The organism is Micromonospora sp. NPDC049102, from assembly GCF_043197485.1.
Lineage (GTDB): Bacteria > Actinomycetota > Actinomycetes > Mycobacteriales > Micromonosporaceae > Micromonospora.
On the sequence record NZ_JBICTE010000007.1, the window covers coordinates 119,959 to 136,081 of the forward strand.

The 16,123-nt window shown below is 71.9% G+C and carries 12 protein-coding genes; all 12 read left to right on the forward strand.

The genetic code is table 11. From position 1 onward, the window contains the following. The first annotated feature begins 32 nt into the window (after positions 1–32). The 12 genes from ACGFH9_RS10420 to ACGFH9_RS10475 all read left to right on the forward strand — a co-directional run bounded on the left by ACGFH9_RS10420 (position 33) and on the right by ACGFH9_RS10475 (position 16,074). Positions 33–1,223: a Gfo/Idh/MocA family protein gene (locus ACGFH9_RS10420; protein ID WP_393217358.1), complete on the forward strand. Its 1,191-nt coding sequence runs from the start codon at positions 33–35 to the stop codon at positions 1,221–1,223. A 648-nt stretch (positions 1,224–1,871) separates the two neighbouring features. Beyond that, positions 1,872–3,038, forward strand: coding sequence for an inositol-3-phosphate synthase (locus ACGFH9_RS10425; RefSeq protein WP_393217274.1), 1,167 nt, complete (start codon positions 1,872–1,874; stop codon positions 3,036–3,038). Continuing rightward, entirely contained in the window at positions 3,022–3,885 is an 864-nt protein-coding gene (locus ACGFH9_RS10430; protein WP_393217275.1) for an SCO3242 family prenyltransferase, read from the forward strand. The genes ACGFH9_RS10425 and ACGFH9_RS10430 overlap by 17 nt, the downstream gene beginning before the upstream one ends. Further along, positions 3,882–4,895, forward strand: a complete 1,014-nt coding sequence (locus ACGFH9_RS10435; RefSeq protein WP_393217276.1) for a sugar phosphate isomerase/epimerase family protein — start codon at positions 3,882–3,884, stop codon at positions 4,893–4,895. Before ACGFH9_RS10430 ends, ACGFH9_RS10435 begins: the two co-directional genes overlap by 4 nt. A gap of 123 nt (positions 4,896–5,018) precedes the next feature. Further along, complete coding sequence (locus ACGFH9_RS10440) at positions 5,019–5,627, forward strand: EboA domain-containing protein (RefSeq protein WP_393217277.1); 609 nt, start codon at positions 5,019–5,021, stop codon at positions 5,625–5,627. Continuing rightward, on the forward strand, positions 5,628–6,485 hold the full coding sequence (locus tag ACGFH9_RS10445) for a TatD family hydrolase (protein ID WP_393217278.1): 858 nt from the start codon (positions 5,628–5,630) through the stop codon (positions 6,483–6,485). After that, a complete protein-coding gene (gene eboE, locus ACGFH9_RS10450; RefSeq protein WP_393217279.1) occupies positions 6,485–7,684 on the forward strand; it encodes a metabolite traffic protein EboE in 1,200 nt (399 codons plus the stop codon). The genes ACGFH9_RS10445 and eboE overlap by 1 nt, the downstream gene beginning before the upstream one ends. Next, positions 7,681–9,096, forward strand: coding sequence for an alkaline phosphatase family protein (locus ACGFH9_RS10455; protein ID WP_393217280.1), 1,416 nt, complete (start codon positions 7,681–7,683; stop codon positions 9,094–9,096). Before eboE ends, ACGFH9_RS10455 begins: the two co-directional genes overlap by 4 nt. Next, entirely contained in the window at positions 9,093–10,160 is a 1,068-nt protein-coding gene (locus ACGFH9_RS10460) for a polyprenyl synthetase family protein (protein WP_393217281.1), read from the forward strand. The genes ACGFH9_RS10455 and ACGFH9_RS10460 overlap by 4 nt, the downstream gene beginning before the upstream one ends. A 216-nt stretch (positions 10,161–10,376) precedes the next feature. Next, positions 10,377–13,232, forward strand: coding sequence for a PQQ-dependent sugar dehydrogenase (locus ACGFH9_RS10465; RefSeq protein WP_393217282.1), 2,856 nt, complete (start codon positions 10,377–10,379; stop codon positions 13,230–13,232). A 61-nt stretch (positions 13,233–13,293) separates the two neighbouring features. Next, entirely contained in the window at positions 13,294–15,408 is a 2,115-nt protein-coding gene (locus tag ACGFH9_RS10470) for a ThuA domain-containing protein (protein WP_393217283.1), read from the forward strand. A gap of 171 nt (positions 15,409–15,579) precedes the next feature. After that, complete coding sequence (locus ACGFH9_RS10475) at positions 15,580–16,074, forward strand: sensor histidine kinase (RefSeq protein WP_393217284.1); 495 nt, start codon at positions 15,580–15,582, stop codon at positions 16,072–16,074. Positions 16,075–16,123: the final 49 nt, after the last annotated feature.

The window sequence follows — 16,123 nt, forward strand, 5'->3', positions numbered from 1 at the left end:
TGTCCACGACAGACAGAGAACTGCGGATCGGCATGGTCGGTTACGCGTTCATGGGCGCCGCGCACTCACAGGCGTGGCGCACCGTGAACCGCGTGTACGACCTGCCGGCGCGGGCCCGAATGGCGCTGATCTGCGGCCGGGACACCACAGCGGTGTCCGACGCCGCTGACCGGCTCGGCTGGGACGCGTACACGACGGACTGGCGCGACCTGGTCAACCGGGACGACATCGACGTGGTCGATGTCTGCACCCCGGGCGACAGTCACGCCGAGATCGCCCTCGCCGCGTTGGCCGCCGGCAAGCACGTCCTGTGCGAGAAGCCGCTGGCCAACACGGTGGCCGAGGCACGGGCGATGACCGCTGCGGCGGACACCGCCCGCGCCGCCGGGGTGCGGTCGATGTGCGGGTTCAACTACCGCCGGGTCCCCGCGGTCACGATGATGCGCCAGATGGTCGCCGACGGACGACTCGGGGTGATACGACACGTCCGAGCGACGTACCTGCAGGACTGGATCGTGGACCCGCAGTTCCCGCTGGTCTGGCGGTTGCAGAAGGACAGGGCGGGCTCCGGCGCGCTCGGTGACATCGGTGCGCACATCATCGACCTGACGCAGTTCGTCGTCGGCCAGCAGATCACCGGTGTCAGCGCGATCACCGAGACGTTCGTCAAGGAGCGCCCGTTGCCGTCCGAGTCGAGCGGGTTGGCGGCCACTGTCGACGGCGAGTCGGCCGACGGCGACGGCCCGGCCACCGGCGCGGTCACCGTCGACGACGCCGCGGTCTTCGTGGCCCGGCTCGACGGCGGCGCTCTCGCCACGTACGAGGCGAGCCGTTTCGCCACCGGTCGCAAGAACGCCCTGCGTGTCGAGATCAACGGCTCGCTGGGCAGCGTGGTCTTCGACCTGGAGCGCCTCAACGAGTTGGAGTTCTACGACGCCACCCGGCCGACGCTGGAGCAGGGCTTCAGTCGAATCCTGGTGACCGAGAGCGACCACCCGTACATGTCGGCGTGGTGGCCGCCGGGCCACATCATCGGCTACGAGCACTCCTTCACCCACCAGATGCGCGATCTCATCGAGGCGATCGCCACCGGCACCGACCCGGCGCCCTCGTTCGCCGACGCGTTGCAGGTCCAGCTCGTGCTGGACGCGGTCACCCGCTCGGCGGAGACCGGCTCCTCGTGGACCGACGTGGAACCGGCGCTGACCGTGGTCGCCGTCTGACCCCCTGACCATCCGCGACGGCGGTGCTCGCACCGCCGTCGCCCGATTGGCTTTCCGGAGCCGACCGGCGAGGGACCGGCCGCGGTTTGCGCCCCGCGGCCGGGACGAGGTCGGCTCCGGAGAGTGTGCAGCCGGGCCCCTTTCGGGCCCGGTGGCGCACGAGCAGGACGGTCGTCCGGTGCGACCGGACCGGGATTCCCCGGCCGCACCGGAGGACCGCCACCACCCCCTGGCGATTCGGAGGTCCCGATGACATCGCCCGCCGCTGCCCCCACCCGCGCCACTGGCGTCCGCCGCTCTCCGGCGGATCGTACGTCGGTCGACGATCCGGTGGGCGCGGCAACCTGAGACGTCCGGTCGGGGCATGCCAACGCCCTGACCGGCGGATGCGGGGGAGGCAGGGTCGAGACGCCGACCGACCCTGCCTACCAGCCCCGTCTGCCCGTACCCGTGCCGGGAGCCGGCCCGTCGTCGTCGCCGCCGACGCCGACGCCGGAACCGGTGTCCCACCGGTACGGGTCGGGCGGGCGGGGCCCATCCACCTGGTCCGAAACCTTTCCGAAACCGGGCCGTATCTTTCCGAAACATATTCTGATATTCCTATATTTAGCGGTACCGACGGTTCCTCGTGAATGGGGAAGGAGCACCATGCGAACAGGTGTCTGGCTGGTAGGAGCGCGGGGTTCCGTCGCGACCACCAGCATCGTCGGGGGGCTCGCGCTGCGAGCCGGCCTGGCCGGGCCGACCGGCTGCGTCACCGAGCTGCCGGACCTGCGCGGCCCCGCCCTGCCGCCCTTCGCGGACCTGGTCTTCGGTGGGCACGACGTGGCCACCACGCCGTTGAGCAAGCGGGCGGAGGCACTCGCCGACACCGGTGTGATACCCGGCCGCCTGGTGGCCGCGCTCCGCGACGAGCTGGCAGCCGTCGAGCAGGACCTGCGCCCGGCCCCGGTCGGCGCCGCCCAGGCCGACCGGGTCGCGACAGTCGTGGACGACCTCACCGCCTTCCGTACGCGCCATCGGCTGGACCGCGTGGTGGTGGTCAACGTGTCCGCCACCGAGGCCGCGCCTCGACCGCATCCGGGGCACGCCGACCCGGCCGCGCTGCGCGCCGCCCTCGACGGACCGGACGAGGTGCTGCCACCCAGCTCCCTGTACGCGTACGCCGCCCTGCTCGCCGACTGCCCCTACGTCGACTTCACGCCGTCCACCGGACTGCGGCTGCCGGCGCTGGCCGCGTTGGCCGAGGAGCGCCGCCTGCCGTACGCCGGGCACGACGGCAAGACCGGTGAGACCCTGGTCAAGTCGGTGCTCGCGCCGATGTTCGCGATGCGCAACCTCGCCGTACGCTCGTGGTCCGGGATGAACCTGCTCGGTGGCGGCGACGGCGCAACCCTCGCCGACCCGGCCGCCAACGCGGCAAAGGTGCAGAGCAAGCAGCGGGTGCTCGGTGAGACGCTGGGCTACGTCCCGCAGGGCAACACCCGCATCGAGTACGTCGAGGAACTGGGCGACTTCAAGACCGCCTGGGATCTGATCACCTTCGCCGGTTTCCTCGGTACCGGCATGCGGATGGAGTTCACCTGGCACGGCTGCGATTCGGCGCTGGCCGCGCCGCTCGTGCTCGACCTGGCCCGGCTCACCGCTGCCGCGCACGCCGCCGGGCACGTCGGACCGCTGGCCGACCTGGGTTTCTTCTTCAAGGACCCGCTCGGCACGCCAACCCACTCGCTGGCCGAGCAGTGGGCCCGGCTGACCGACTTCACGCAGCGACTGCACGCCGGCCGGGACGGTGACCATGACAACGCTGGCTGACCTGGCCGAGCTGCTCCGGGCGCCGGCCGCGCTCTCGGTCCCCGGTGACGTGGTGGCCGGGGCGGCGGCGGCCGGTGCGCTCGGTCCGCGTACCCCCGCCCTCGCGGGCGCGTCGGTCCTGCTCTACTGGGCCGGCATGGCCGCCAACGACTGGGCCGACCGGCGGCTCGACGCCGTCGAACGCCCCGAACGGCCGATCCCCAGCGGCCGGGTCACCCCGACCGCCGCGCTGGGTCTCGCCGCCGGCCTCACCGCCGCCGGCGTGGGCCTGGCCGCCGTCGTGGGCGGTCGCCGCGCCGCCGCGCTCGCGGTGCCGCTGGCCGCCAGCATCTGGGGGTACGACCTGCTGGCCAAGAACACCGCCGCCGGTCCCGCCGTGATGGCCGCCTGCCGAGGGCTGGACGTGCTGCTGGGCGCATCCGACGGCCGGCTGGTGCGGGCGCTGCCCTCGGCGGCCACCGTCGCGGCCCACACCTGGACGGTCACCGCACTGTCCCGTCGTGAGGTCAGCGGCGCGGACGCCACCCTGCCGATGCGTACGCTGGCCGGCACCGCCATGGTCGCCGCGAGCGCCGCCGTCGCCGTACCCGGGCGCGCTGGTATCGCCGCCGCGCTGCCCGCCGTGCTGGCCGGGTGGTACGCCGCCCGCTACGGCGCGGCCCAGGTGGAGGTGGTCCGTGATCCGTCGGCCGGGAAGGTCCGCGCGGCGGTGGGCGCCGGGATCACCGGCCTGCCCGCACTCCAGGGAGCGCTCACCGCCCGTGGCGGCGCCGGCCTGCTCGGGCTGGCCGTCGCGGCGGCCGCGCCACTGGGCCGCCGGCTGGCCCGGAAGGTCTCCCCGACATGACGGTGCCCCGGCCCCGATCCGCGCCGGACGACGCGACGACGCTGCGCCTCGGGTACGGCACGAACGGCTTCGCCAACCACCGGCTCGACGACGCGCTCGCCGTCATCGCCGACCTCGGCTACGACGGGGTGGCGCTCACCCTGGACCATGATCACCTGGACCCGTTCGTGCCCGGGCTCACCCGCCGGATCGCCGCGGTCGGTCGACGGTTGTCCGAGCTGGGTCTCGGGGTGGTGATCGAGACCGGGGCCCGCTACCTGCTCGACCCGTGGCACAAGCACGCTCCGACGCTGCTGCACGACGACCCCACCCGGCGGATCGAGTTCCTGCGCCGGGCGGTGCGGATCGGTGCCGACCTGGGCGCGGAGGCGGTCTCCTTCTGGGCCGGTGTCCGGCCGGACACGGTAACGCCGCAGTGTGCGTGGGACCGGCTCGTGGCCGGCTGCGCCACAGTTGTCGACGCCGCCGACAGCGCGGGCGTGACCCTCGGCTTCGAACCGGAGCCGGGAATGCTGGTGCAGGACATCGCCGACTGGCGTCGACTGCACGCGGCGCTCGGCGGACCGACCCGCCTCGGCATCACCCTCGACATCGGACACTGCCGGTGCCTGGAGCCGTGGCCGGTGCCGCAGTGCGTCGCCGAGGTGGCCGAGCACCTGGTCAACGTGCAGATCGACGACATGCGCCGGGGTGTGCACGAGCACCTGGAGTTCGGCACCGGCGAGATCGACTTCCCGTCGGTGCTGGCCGCCCTGGCGGACGCCGGCTACCGCGGCCTGGTCGCGGTGGAACTACCCCGCGACTCGCACGCCGCGCCCGCCGTGGCCGCCCGGTCGATCGAGTTCCTGCGGGCCGCCGCAGCCACCGCAGCCACCGCAGCCGCCTCGGCCGCCGCTACGGCCGGTGCCCGGCCCACCGGGGGCGAGGTCCCCGCTGACGTCCTTTGCTCTGCTTCAACGGAGGAAACAGCGACCGTCCGATATTCGAACACCGGCCGTCTCCTGGAGTGAAGCAGAGCAAAGGACGTGCCTGGGGTGCCGGCCGAGCAGCGCAGCACCCGGGCGGTGCAGCAGCACGGCACCGACGGCAGCACAGCAGCACAGCAGCACAGCAGTACAAGGGGAGGAGACGGGATGACACCGGATTCACTGCGGGCCGCGCTGCGAGGCGTACCCGATCCCGACTGGCTGGACACGGCGCTGCGCCGGGTCGCGGCCGAGCCCACCGCGATCACCCGGCTCTTCCCCTCCGCCGGGCGGCGCTGCGGTCGCGGCGCGCTGCCCGACGCACCCGGCTGGACGGCCGACGACGCGGCCCGGGTGCTGCTGCTGACCAGCCTGCCCGGTGAACACGCCGCGTATGCCGGGAGCCTCTACCAGCACGGCGACGCCGCCGAACGGCGGGCCGTGTTGCGGGCTCTGCCGTTGCTGCCGATCGGCCCCGAGGCGGTTCCCCTGCTGCACGACGCGATCCGGACCAACGACACCCGGCTGGTCGCCGCCGCGCTCGGCCCGTACGCCCGGCACCTCGACGCGGCCGCGTGGCGGCAGGCGGTGCTCAAGTGCGTGTTCAGCGGGGTGCCCCTCGCCGCGGTGGCCGACCTGGACGCTCGGGCCGACGGCGAGCTGGCCGCGATGCTCGCCGCGCTCGCCGCCGAACGGCACGCCGCCGGCCGGGACCTGCCCGCCGACGCCACCGACCTGCTCCACCGGCTCACCGCCGCACTGCCCCGGGAGGCGTGAATGCGCATCTTCGACCCTCACATCCACATGACCTCGCGCACCACCGACGACTACGAACGGATGGCAGGCGCCGGCGTACGCGCGGTGGTCGAGCCGGCGTTCTGGCTGGGGCAGCCGCGTACCAGCGCCGCGTCGTTCGTCGACTACTTCGACTCGCTGATCGGCTGGGAGCCGTTCCGGGCCGGGCAGTTCGGGGTGCGCCACTTCGCCACGATCGCGCTGAACCCCAAGGAAGCCAACGACCCGCGCTGCCGGCCGGTGCTCGATCTGTTGCCCCGTTACCTGGACAAGGACGCGGTCGTGGCGGTCGGGGAGATCGGCTACGACTCGATGACGCCAGAGGAGGACGAGGCGTTCGCGGCGCAGCTCGCCCTCGCCGTGGCGTACGACCTGCCGGCGCTGGTGCACACCCCGCACCGGGACAAGGCGCGCGGCTGCGAGCGGACCCTCGCCGTGGTCGCCGAATCCGGCATCGACGCCGGCCGAGTGGTCGTCGACCACCTCAACGAGGTGACCGTCAAGCTCGTCAAGGACAGCGGCTGCTGGCTCGGCTTCTCCATCTACCCGGACACCAAGATGACGCCGTCGCGGATGGTCGAGCTGCTGCGCGAGTACGGCACGGAACGGATGCTGGTCAACTCGGCCGCCGACTGGGGGCGCTCCGACCCGCTGCTGACCCGGGCCACCGGCGAGGCGATGCTGGAGGCCGGATTCGGCGACGACGACGTCGACAAGGTGCTGTGGCGCAACCCGGTCGAGTTCTACGGGCAGTCGGGGCGACTCGACCTCAGCGACGTGGAGGACCCGGCCGCCGTGGACCCGCAGACCGGCAACTCGATCCTGCGCGGGGCCAGCTGATGCGGCTGCGACATGCCGGCGGCGAGACCGTCCACCTCGGCTACTGCACCAACGTGCACCCCGCCGAGGACCTGGCCGGCATCCTCGCCCAACTGGACACCTACGCGGTGCCGGTGCGTCAGGCGCTCGGCAGCGACCTGCTCGGGCTGGGCCTGTGGCTGGCCGCCCCGGTCGCCGCCGAACTGGCCGCCGATGAGACGCTGCGCCGCCGGCTGCGCGTCGAACTCGACGCGCGGGGTCTGGAGGTGGTCACCCTCAACGGCTTCCCGTACGCGGCCTTCCAGGCTCCCGTGGTCAAGCAGGACGTGTACCACCCGGACTGGACCACCGAGCAGCGGTTGACGTACACCCTGGATCTGGCCCGGGTGCTCGCGGACCTGCTGCCCGACGACGCGGCCCGGGGGTCGATCTCCACCCTTCCGCTGGCCTGGCGGCACCCGTGGGACCGCGACATGGCCGACGCCGCACGGCGGCGGCTCGACCAGCTCGCCGCCGGTCTGGCGGCCGTGCAGCGCGACACCGGCCGCGAGGTGCGGGTGGCGTTCGAGCCGGAGCCCGGCTGCGTGGTGGAGAGCACCGGGCAGGCTGCCGCGCTGCTGTCCGGCATGGACACCGACCGGCTCGGCGTCTGCCTCGACCTCGCACACCTGGCGTGCGCCTGGGAGGAGCCGGCCGCGGCGCTGGACCGACTGCGGGCCGCCGGACTGCCGGTGGTGAAGGTGCAGGTCTCCGCCGCCGTCGAGGCTGCCGACCCGGCCGGTGGAGCCGACGCGCTGCGCCGCTGGGTGGAGCCGCGCTTCCTGCACCAGACCCGCGGCGCCGGGTGCGCGGGCCGGGCCGACCCGGCCGACGCGGCGTACGCCGCCGACGACCTCGACGAGGCGCTGGACCGGCAGCTTCCCGGCCCGTGGCGGGTGCACTACCACGTGCCACTGCACGCCCCGCCCGAGGAGCCGCTCGGTTCGACCCTGCCGGTTCTCCGCGCAGCCCTGAGAGCGCTCTTCGACGGGCCGGTCGCCGGTTGCGACCACCTCGACGTCGAGACGTACACCTGGGGTGTTCTGCCGGCCGCCCGGCGGCCCGGCACCGACGCGGAGCTGGCCGCCGGCATCGCCGCCGAGCTGGCCTTCGCCCGCGACGAACTGGTCGGCCTCGGGCTGACCACCAACCGAAACGTGAGCATGGGGGTGACGCGATGAGCCGGCGACTGGTGGTCCTCGACGTGGTGGGGTTGACCCCACGACTGCTGAAGCACATGCCTCGACTGCGCGGCGTCGCCGACGGTGGCTTCCGGGCCGAGCTGGGTACGGTGCTGCCCGCGGTGACCTGCTCGGTGCAGTCCACCTTCCTCACCGGCGAGCAGCCCAGCGGGCACGGCATCGTCGGCAACGGGTGGTACTTCCGCGATCTGGGCGAGGTGCTGCTGTGGCGGCAGCACAACGCGCTTGTCGGCGGGGACAAGCTGTGGCACGCGGCCCGACGGGCCGAGCCGGGCTACACCGTGGCCAACGTCTGCTGGTGGTACGCCATGGGCGCGGACGTCAACTGGACCGTCACGCCCCGCCCGGTCTACTACGCCGACGGGCGCAAGGAGCCGGACTGCTACACCGACCCGCCGGAGCTGCACGACGCGCTCACCGGGCGGCTGGGCACGTTCCCGCTGTTCACCTACTGGGGGCCGACCGCCGGGCTGCCGTCGTCGAAGTGGATCTGCCAGGCCGCCGAGCAGATCCTGGCCGACGTGTCGCCCGACCTGACCCTGGTCTACGTGCCGCACCTGGACTACGACCTGCAACGCTTCGGTCCCTCGTCGGCCGAGGCCGCTGCCGCCGCCGCCGAGCTGGACGCCGTCCTCGGCCCACTGCTGGACGCCGCCCGGGCCCGCGACGCGACGGTGGTGGTGCTCTCGGAGTACGGCATCACCGACGTGTCCCGGCCGGTCGACGTCAACCGGCTGCTGCGCGCCGAGGGGCTGCTGCGGGTGCACACCCAGGCCGGCATGGAGTACCTCGACCCGTGGACGTCCAAGGCGTTCGCCGTCGCCGACCACCAGGTCGCGCACGTCTACGTCAAGGACCCGGCCGACGTGCCGGCGGTGGCGAAGCTCTGCGCGGGGCTGCCCGGCGTGGCCGAGGTGCTCGACGCCGACGGCAAGGCCGCGCACGGGCTGGACCATCCGCGCGCCGGTGAGCTGGTGCTGGTGGCCGAGCCGGACTCCTGGTTCACCTACTACTACTGGCTCGACGACGCCAACGCACCCGACTTCGCCCGGCTGGTCGAGATCCACCGCAAGCCGGGGTACGACCCGGCGGAGCTGTTCTTCGACCCGGCCAATCCCGGTGCCGCCAAGGCTCGTGCCGGCGTGGCGCTGGCCCGCAAGAAGCTCGGCATGCGCTACCTGATGAGCGCCGTCGGACTGGACGCCGGCGCCCGGGCCATCCGTGGCTCGCACGGGCGGCTGCCCAGCGATCCGGCGGACGCCCCGGTGCTGCTCTGCTCCGACCCGTTGGCCGCCCGGGACCGAATCGCGGCCACCGAGGTCAAGGGGCTGTTACTGGAGCTGGCCGGGTTAAGCGCCGCCGGTGCGCAGGGTCCGGGAGATCGGACGTGACCGTCACCGTCGCGCCCACCGACACCAACGGTCTGCGGGCGCGCTTCGACGCGGAGCTGGCCGCGTTCCTCGACCGGCAGGGTCCGGACTGGCCCGACGGCGCGCCGCGCGGCGTGTTCACCGCGCTGCAACGATTCGTGCTGGCCGGCGGGAAGCGGCTGCGTCCGCTGTTCTGCTACTGGGGCTGGCGTGGCGCCGGGGCGTCCGACGGCACCCCGATCGTGGTGGCCGCGGCGGCGTTGGAACTGTTCCACGCGTTCGCGCTGATCCACGACGACATCCTGGACGGCAGTGACCGCCGCCGGGGTGAGCCGTCGGTGCACCGCCTCTTCGCCGACCTGCACGCCCGCTCGTCGTGGCGCGGCGACCCCGAGGCGTACGGGCGCAACACCGCGCTGCTCTGTGGCGATCTCTGCGCGGCCTGGTCGGATCAGATGTTCCACGAGTGCGGGTTGCAGACCGAGCAGGTGCACCGGGGCTACGCCGTGTTCGCGCTGATGCGTACCGAGGTGATCGCGGGGGAGTACCTGGACCTGGTCTCCGGCGTGGGCGACGGTTCGGTGGCCAGCGCCCTCACCGTGATACGGATGAAGGCGGCCCGGTACACGGTCACCCGACCGTTGCAGATCGGCGCGGCGCTGGCCGGCGCGGGACCGGAGTTGATCGCGGCTCTCGGCGAGTTCGGCGATCCGTTGGGGGACGCGTTCCAGCTCCGCGACGACGTGTTGGGTGTGTTCGGTGATCCGGTGGTCACCGGCAAGTCGATCCTGGACGACCTGCGCGAGGGCAAGCCCACGGTGATGATGGCGCTGGCCCGCAGCGCCGCGGACCGGTCGCAGACCGCGCGGCTGAAGGAACTGTTCGGCAACCCCACGTTGGACGCCGAGGGTGCCGGTGACCTGCGCGAGATCATCCAGGCCACCGGCGCCCGCGAGCGGATCGAGCAGATGATCCGGGTACGCACCGAGGCGGCGTTGACCGCGTTGCGGAGCGCGGCGGTGGGCGAGGAGGCCCGGAGCGCGCTCGTCGCGTTGGCCGCGCAGGCCATCGACCGGCGCGCCTGACCCGCCGACTTTCGATCAGATCGACGAAAGTTCGTGCCGGGCGACCGGAAGGTATGGACACATCGACACGCGCAATTTAGTGTCGGGGCCAACACGACAATGTTTCGTCGAGGTGAACCGGCGGCGCGGTAACCCATCGACCCCACCACCCGCTACGGCATCCGGCGCGACGGCGCGCGCCCCGCCCTGGCTACCCGTCAGGAAGGGACAGCACACATGTCCATGAAGGACAGACCCACTCCACGGTCCCGACGATGGTTCTCCGCCGGATCGGCCCTGCTCCTCGTGGCCGCGACCGGCACGGTCACCCTCACCGCCAGCGCGACACCGGCCCAGGCGCACACGATCAACGCCACCGACTTCCAGCAGGTCGAACTCGCCCGCGGGGTCTCCGACATGGGCGAGCCGATGTCGCTGGCCGTCCTGCCGGACCGCTCGGTCCTGCACACCGCCCGCAACGGCACCCTGCGCCGCACCGACGCGAACGGCACCACCTCGGTCATCGGCACCCTGTCGGTCTACAACCACGACGAAGAGGGGCTGCAGGGCGTCGGCGTCGACCCGAACTTCGCCAGCAACCGGCAGATCTTCCTCTACTACGCGCCCCCGCTGTCCACCCCCGCGGGTGACGCGCCCGCGACCGGCACCGACTTCTCGGCCTGGCAGGGAGTGAACCGCCTCTCCCGGTTCACCCTCAACAGCGACTTCACCGTCAACCAGGCCAGCAAGGTCGACGTCCTCGACGTACCAGCCGATCGCGGCCTGTGCTGCCACGTCGGCGGTGACATCGACTTCGACGCCGCCGGCAACCTCTACCTGTCCACCGGCGACGACACCAACCCGTTCGAGTCGGCCGGCTACTCGCCCCTGGACGAGCGGACCAACCGCAACCCGGCGTACGACGCGCAGCGCAGCGCCGGCAACACCAACGAACTGCGGGGCAAGATCCTGCGGATCAAGGTGAACACCAACGGGACGTACGCCATCCCGTCGGGCAACCTGTTCGCGCCCGGCACGGCCAAGACCCGGCCCGAGATCTACGCGATGGGGTTCCGGAACCCGTTCCGGATCAGCGTGGACAAGGGCACCGGGGTCGTCTACGTCGGTGACTACGGGCCGGACGCCGGCTCCACCAGCTCCACCCGTGGGCCGTCCGGTCAGGTGGAGTTCAACCGGGTCGCGGCGCCGGGCAACTACGGCTGGCCGTACTGCACCGGCACCAACACCAGCACCGAGACGTACAACGAGTGGGACTTCGCCACCAACGCCAGCGGGGCGAAGTACAACTGTACCGGCGGGCCGACCAACAACTCGTTCCGCAACACCGGCCTGACCACCCTGCCGCCGGCCCAGTCGGCCTGGATCCGGTACGCCGGCGACGCCGGCACCCCGACCGAGTTCGGCGGCGGCTCCGAGTCGCCGATGGGCGGCCCGGTCTACCGGTACAACGCCTCGTCGACCTCCACCACCAAGTTCCCGCAGTCGTTCGACGGGCAGTTCTTCGCCACCGAGTTCGGCCGGGGCTGGATCAAGCCCATCCACGTCAACTCCGACGGCTCCCGGGGCACCATCGACACCTTCGGATGGGTCGGCAAGCAGGTGATGGACTCGGCCTTCGGCCCGGACGGCGCCTACTACGTGCTCGACTACGGCACCGGCTACTTCAACGGCGACGCCAACTCGGCGCTCTACCGCTTCGACTACGTCGCCGGCGGCAACCGGGCGCCCAACGCCGCCGCGAGCGCCAACAAGACGTCCGGCGCGGCCCCTCTGGCCGTGACGTTCTCCTCGGCCGGCTCGTCCGACCCCGAGGGTGGGGCGTTGACCTACTCGTGGAACTTCGGCGACGGCACCACCTCCACGGCGGCGAACCCGACGAAGACCTACAGCAGCAACGGCACCTACACGGCGACGCTGACCGTACGGGACCCGCAGGGTGCCACCGGCAGCGCCAGCGTGCAGATCAGCGTCGGCAACACCGCGCCCACGGTGACCATCAACAACCCCGGCAACGGGCAGCTGTTCAGCTTCGGTGACACGGTGCCGTACAGCATCACCGTGACCGACCCCGAGGACGGCACCGTCGACTGCACCAAGGTCAAGATGACCTACGTGCTCGGCCACGACCAGCACGGGCACCAGATCACCTCGAAGACCGGCTGCTCCGGCTCGATCACGATCCCCGTCGACGGGGAGCACGACGACGCCGCGAACATCTTCGCCATCTTCGACGCCGAGTACACCGACGCCGGTGGTCTGACCACGCACACGCAGCACACCCTGCCGCCGCGCCACCGCCAGGCCGAGTTCTTCGGCAGCTCGTCCGGCGTCAACGTGTTCAGCAAGACCCCGGCCGAGGGCGGTAAGACCGTCGGCGACATCAACAACGGCGACTGGATCGCGTTCCAGCCGTACCGGTTGGGCAACGTCACCTCGTTCACCGCCCGGGTCTCGTCGGCGGGCTCCGGTGGCACCCTCCAGGTGCGGGCCGGCTCGGCCACCGGCACGGTGCTCGGCTCGGCCACGGTCCCGGTGACCGGCGGCTGGGAAACCTTCACCACCGTCACGGGGGCGATCGCCAACCCGCCGACCGGCACCACCACGCTCTACCTGACCTTCGCGGGTACGGGCACCGGCGCGCTGTACGACCTGGACGCGTTCACCTTCACCACCGGCTCGGCCCCCACCGGCGGGACCGGTCCGATCAAGGGTCTGGGCGGGAAGTGCCTGGACGTGCGGAACGCGGCCACCGCGGACGGCACGCAGATCCAGATCTACACCTGCAACGGCAGCGCGGCACAGACCTGGGCGGTCACGCCGAACTCCACCATCAAGTCGTTGGGCAAGTGTCTGGACGTCTCCGGTGCCGGCACCGCCGACGGCACCAAGATCCAGCTCTACACCTGCAACGGCACCGGGGCGCAGAACTGGGCCGCGCAGGCCGACGGAACGCTGCGCAACGTCGCGTCCGGCAAGTGCCTGAACGTGTCCGGAAGCAACTCCGCGGACAGCACCGTGGTGGACCTCTGGACCTGCACCGCCGCCGCGAACCAAAAGTGGACCCTGCCCTGAGCTGAGCGGAGGGGCTCCCACCGCACGGGAGCCCCTCCCCACCGTCCCGAAGGAGAGCGACATGCGCAGACTCCTGCGAAACGTCATCGGCGCGAGCGCCGCCGTCCTCGCCGCCATCGCCTGCACCACCCCGGCCACCCCGGCCAGCGCCGCCGACGCCCCGTACGACGTGCTGGTCTTCTCCAAGACCGCCGGCTTCCGGCACGACGCGATCCCGGTCGGCATCCAGACCATCCGTGACCTGGGCGCCGCGAACAGCTTCACCGTCACCGCCACCGAGGACGCCGCCGCGTTCACCACCGGCAACCTCGCCCAGTACGAGGCGGTCGTCTTCCTCAACACCACCGGCGACGTGCTCAACGCCACCCAGCAGACCGCCTTCGAGTCGTACGTCGGCTCGGGCGGCGGTTACGTGGGCGTGCACGCCGCTGCCGACACCGAGTACGACTGGCCGTTCTACGGCAACCTGGTCGGCGCGTGGTTCGCCTCGCACCCGGCCATCCAGCAGGCCAACGTCAAGGTCGAGGACCGGGGGCACGCGGCGACCGGCCACCTGCCGCAGACCTGGACCCGCACCGACGAGTGGTACAACTACCGCACCAACGCCCGGTCCACCGCACACGTGCTCGCCACGCTCGACGAGTCGTCGTACTCCGGTGGCGGGATGGGCGCCGACCACCCGCACTCCTGGTGCAAGAGCTACAGCGGTGGCCGGTCCTTCTACACCGGCAGCGGGCACACCCAGGCGTCGTACGCCGAGCCGGCCTTCCGTAACCACCTGCTCGGCGGCATCCGGTACGCGGCCGGCCGCAGCAAGGCCGACTGCCGGCCGGAGACCGGCTACACGCCGCTATACAACGGCTCCACCACCGGCTGGTCGCAGGCCGGTCCGGGCAACTTCACCAACTCCGACGCCACCCTCACCTCGGTGGGCGGCATGGGCCTGTACTGGTACAGCGCGAAGCAGTTCACGAACTACTCGCTGAAGCTGGACTGGAAGCTGGCCGGCGACGACAACTCGGGCATCTTCATCGGCTTCCCGCCGTCGAGCGACCCGTGGTCGGCCGTGGACAACGGCTACGAGATCCAGATCGACGCCACCGACGCGGCGGACCGTACCACCGGATCGGTCTACACCTTCAAGTCCGCGGACCTCGCGGCCCGCGACGCGGCGCTCAACGCGCCAGGGGAGTGGAACACCTACGAGCTGCTGGTCGAGGGTGAGCGCCTACAGATCCTCCTCAACGGCGTGAAGATCAACGACTTCACCAACACCAATCCGGTACGGTCGCTGGCCGGCCACATCGGCATCCAGAACCACGGTACGGGTGACGACGCCTACTTCCGCAACATCCGGATCAAGGAGCTGGGCGGCAGCAACCCGCCGACCGGCAACACCACGATCCAGGCCGAGGCGTTCAGCTCGGCCAACGGCGTCTCCGCGTTCACCAAGGCGGGCGCCAACGGCGGGCAGACCCTCGGCTACATCGAGCCGGGCGACTGGGCCGCGTACAACGGCGTGGACCTGACCGGCGTCACCTCGTTCACCTCCCGGGTCGTCTCGGGTGGCACGGGCGGCACCATCGGAGTCCGTACCGGCTCGGCCACCGGGCCGTTGCTGGGCACTGTCACGGTGCCGAACACCGGCGGTTGGAGCACGTACGCCAACGTCACGGCCGCGCTGTCCAACGTCCCGTCCGGCACCCAGAACCTGTACCTGACGTTCAACGGCAGCGGCACCGGGCTCTTCGACGTGGACGACTTCACCCTGAACAGGGGAACCGGTGGCACGAACGGGGTCGGCCCAGTGCAGGGCCTCGCCGGCAAGTGCCTGGACGTCCGCAGCGGCGCCACGGCCGACGGCACCCAGATCCAGATCTACACCTGCAACGGCAGTACGGCGCAGACCTGGACCGTGACGCCGAACTCGACGGTCAAGGCGCTCGGCAAGTGCCTCGACGTGTCCGGCAGCGCCACCGCCGACGGCACCAAGATCCAACTCTGGACCTGCAACGGCACCGGCGCGCAGAACTGGGCGGCCCAGTCCGGCGGCAGCCTGCGCAACGCGGCCACGAGCAAGTGCCTCGACGTCTCCGGCAACAACTCGGCGGACAGCACGATCGTCCACCTGTGGACCTGCAACGGCGCGGCCAACCAGAAGTGGACCCTGCCCTGATCCAGCGCAGCACTCGCCGGGGTCGTCGGACGTGACCGACGGCCCCGGCGCGAACCACCCGATGACGCTGTCGGCGCGGCGGTACCTCACCGCCGCCGCGCCGACGGCGTCCCGCCGGTTGTGCCGATGCGGCAGACCGACACCCGGCCGGCTGGGAGTACCTTGACCGGCATGGGGCGTTACGCGCGATGGCGCCAGGTCGTCGAGGCGCAGGGGCGCCGGCTGCACGACGCGCTGCGCCAGGTCGACGAGCCCGACCCGTTGACCGGCCCGCCACCCAGCCTGAACCGCCTGGACGCTCTGGTGGAGGGCTTCGTCGCAGGTCAGCCCGTGCGTTGGAGCCTGGGTGGGGCACCCCGGCCGCTGCCCGAGGCGGTGGACGTGGCGGCGTACCGGATCATCGAAGAGGCCCTGACCGACGCATGCCGGCACGCGCCGGGCGCGGCCGTCGCGGTCCGCCTGCGCTACGACGACCAGGGCATCACCATTGAGGTACGCGACGACGGCGCGCCACCTGTGGAAGGCGCTGCGCGTGCCGGTGGCGGTCTGCCGGCGGTCCGCCGCCGCGTCGAGCGGGTCGGCGGCACCCTGAACGCCGGCCCGAACCCCGACGGCGGTTTCACCGTCCGGGCGTTCCTGCCCGCACCCGAAGAAGCGGTCAGCTGACACTCCGGGGCTTTCGCGATGGGCTCGACGGAAATAGGGTGGGGGCGGC

Excerpts from the sequence above, each read along its gene's own strand:
- ACGFH9_RS10420 (WP_393217358.1), top strand. The coding sequence starts at position 33 with ATGGTCGGTTACGCGTTCATGGGCGCCGCGCACTCACAGGCGTGGCGC.
- ACGFH9_RS10435 (WP_393217276.1), top strand. The coding sequence starts at position 3,882 with ATGACGGTGCCCCGGCCCCGATCCGCGCCGGACGACGCGACGACGCTG.
- ACGFH9_RS10465 (WP_393217282.1), top strand. The coding sequence starts at position 10,377 with ATGTCCATGAAGGACAGACCCACTCCACGGTCCCGACGATGGTTCTCC.
- ACGFH9_RS10425 (WP_393217274.1), top strand. The coding sequence starts at position 1,872 with ATGCGAACAGGTGTCTGGCTGGTAGGAGCGCGGGGTTCCGTCGCGACC.
- ACGFH9_RS10445 (WP_393217278.1), top strand. The coding sequence starts at position 5,628 with ATGCGCATCTTCGACCCTCACATCCACATGACCTCGCGCACCACCGAC.
- ACGFH9_RS10470 (WP_393217283.1), top strand. The coding sequence starts at position 13,294 with ATGCGCAGACTCCTGCGAAACGTCATCGGCGCGAGCGCCGCCGTCCTC.
- ACGFH9_RS10455 (WP_393217280.1), top strand. The coding sequence starts at position 7,681 with ATGAGCCGGCGACTGGTGGTCCTCGACGTGGTGGGGTTGACCCCACGA.
- eboE (WP_393217279.1), top strand. The coding sequence starts at position 6,485 with ATGCGGCTGCGACATGCCGGCGGCGAGACCGTCCACCTCGGCTACTGC.
- ACGFH9_RS10440 (WP_393217277.1), top strand. The coding sequence starts at position 5,019 with ATGACACCGGATTCACTGCGGGCCGCGCTGCGAGGCGTACCCGATCCC.
- ACGFH9_RS10430 (WP_393217275.1), top strand. The coding sequence starts at position 3,022 with ATGACAACGCTGGCTGACCTGGCCGAGCTGCTCCGGGCGCCGGCCGCG.
- ACGFH9_RS10475 (WP_393217284.1), top strand. The coding sequence starts at position 15,580 with ATGGGGCGTTACGCGCGATGGCGCCAGGTCGTCGAGGCGCAGGGGCGC.